The 1,903-nt window shown below is 61.1% G+C and carries 3 protein-coding genes; 1 reads left to right on the top strand and 2 read right to left on the bottom strand.

Annotated elements, in window-relative coordinates:
• Both OQK_RS00385 and OQK_RS00380 read right to left on the bottom strand, forming a co-directional pair.
• Nucleotides 1-474, bottom strand: a 474-nt coding sequence (locus tag OQK_RS00385) for a YchJ family protein (RefSeq protein WP_016770618.1), incomplete at its 3' end; no start/stop codon positions are given.
• Nucleotides 475-478: 4 nt separating this feature from the next.
• The gene (locus OQK_RS00380; RefSeq protein WP_016770617.1) at nucleotides 479-976 is read right to left on the bottom strand and encodes a DUF6231 family protein; all 498 of its coding nucleotides are present in this window, start codon (nucleotides 974-976) and stop codon (nucleotides 479-481) included.
• A gap of 199 nt (nucleotides 977-1,175) precedes the next feature.
• On the opposite strand from OQK_RS00380, the gene OQK_RS00375 reads away from it, so the two are divergent.
• Nucleotides 1,176-1,871 (top strand): OmpA family protein, encoded by a 696-nt coding sequence (locus tag OQK_RS00375; protein WP_016770616.1) that lies wholly within the window; start codon nucleotides 1,176-1,178, stop codon nucleotides 1,869-1,871.
• Nucleotides 1,872-1,903 lie beyond the last annotated feature (32 nt).

Raw genomic sequence — 1,903 nt, 5'->3', positions numbered from 1 at the left:
AGCGCCGAAATAACCCGAACAACACTTCTTGAACTTCTGCCCGCTGCCACACGGGCAGCCGTCATTGCGCCCCAGCTTCATCTGCACCGTCGGATCGATGAAGTACCAGCGCCCGCCGTTCTGCACAAACGAAGAGCGCTCGCGATGGCTGTGCTCGCCCTGGCTGTCATGCCAGCGCGCGGTGAAGGTCACAAAAGCGTGTTCCGGCTGGCCGCCGAACACTTCCGAGCTTTCAACCTCAAGGCCGAGCCAGGTGCTTTGCGCACTCCAGTCGCTGATCGATTGTCGGTTCAGCCCCGCCTGTTGCGCGGGCAGGGTGGTCGCCACCAGATAGTCGATCAGCCCCAGCACATAAGCGCTGTAGCGCGAACGCATCAAGGCTTCGGCACACGGCGCCGGGTGGCCGTCATGATAAGGGCCGCAGCAGGCATCCAGCAGATTGCCGCTGCCGCAAGGGCAAATGGCTGTACTCATTGCATTACCACCAGTATTTCCCGAAGTTTTCCGGATTGGCCCAGAAGCGTGAATTGAGCCAGTCGGGGACTTGTTTGTAGTCAAGCAGATCGTAGGTGAACAGGGTCAGCACCTGCGCGTCGCGCTGAAAACGCTCGCTGGCCTGCAGTGCCAGCGAATAGAAGTCGGTTTCCTGCCAGCCGCTGGCCGCCAGATCCGCCAGCACCGCGATCCGACTGGCGTTGAGATTGCGAATGCCGCCCAACAGGTTCACGCCATCGCGTTTGGGCAAATGTTCCAGGCAATCGACTACCAGCGCCAGATCGAAGCGTTGCGCAGCCAATTCGGCGGGCAACGCGCCGGGCGCGGCATGAGCGACCACGGTGTCTGGATGCGCGTCCTTGAAAGCGCTCAAGGCGGGAAATTCGCTGGCGCCGATCAGCAGCAGTCGGGCCGGGGCGTAGCGATCCAGCAAAGCGGCCAACGCCTGTTGCGGCGTGCGCGAAGAAATGGCGGCGTTCATCGAAGCTCCTCAGTCAGACCGCCAAGACTAGCCTGCCAGACCGCGTCGGCAAAGCGCCCGGTGGCGGCGGTTTTCGCCAAAAGAGGCAAACCCCTGTGAACACGGTCGCAAACAGCGGTGGCCTATTGCTGGCGGAGATTAAAACTCCGGTCTTTACTCCCTGAATCGGTTTTAAGCCGATCCCTCAGGAGAAAACTAGATGAGCATAGTTCGGACAGCATTACCCTTGGTTCTGCTAACCAGTGTGTTGACTGGTTGTGCAGGTTTGCAGAAAACCGACTGGCCGACCTGTGCGGCGGTCGGCGGTGTGGTCGGTGCCGGTCTCGGCGCGACGGAAAGCGCTTCGTGGGCCGGTTACGGTGCACTGATTGTCGGTGGTACGGCGGCGGCCTATTGCTGGGTGCACGGTGATGGTGATGAAGACGGCGACGGCGTGCCGGACAGTCGCGACAAGTGCCCGGGTACGCCTAAAGGCGTGCAGGTCGATGCTGACGGTTGCCCGCCACCGACGCCTGCGCCAGTGGTCGAAGAAGCGGTTGTGGTCAAGGAGGAAACCATCGTCATTCGTGATGTGCATTTCGAGTTCGACAAAGCCACGCTGACCGGCCCTGACAAGCAAGTGCTGGACAAGGTCGCCGATCGCCTGAAACAGGAATCCTCTACCGCGCAACTGACCGTGACCGGTCACACCGACAGTGTCGGCAGCGATGCCTACAACAAGAAACTGTCGGATCGTCGTGCGCACTCGGTGGTGGAATACCTGATCCAGCAGGGCGTGCCACGTGCCAGCTTCGTTTCGGTGTCGGGCCTTGGTGAAAGCCAGCCTGTGGCTGACAACAAGTCGGCTGATGGTCGTGCGCAGAACCGTCGCACCGAAATCAAAATCGTCCGCTAGCCCCTCTCGCATCCGCGGCTTGTGCAGTCGCG

The sequence above is a fragment of the Pseudomonas sp. R62 genome, from assembly GCF_000257605.1.
GTDB lineage: Bacteria > Pseudomonadota > Gammaproteobacteria > Pseudomonadales > Pseudomonadaceae > Aquipseudomonas > Aquipseudomonas atacamensis.
Note: the sequence above shows the minus strand (reverse complement) of the source record. Positions and strands in the feature narration are given on the sequence as shown.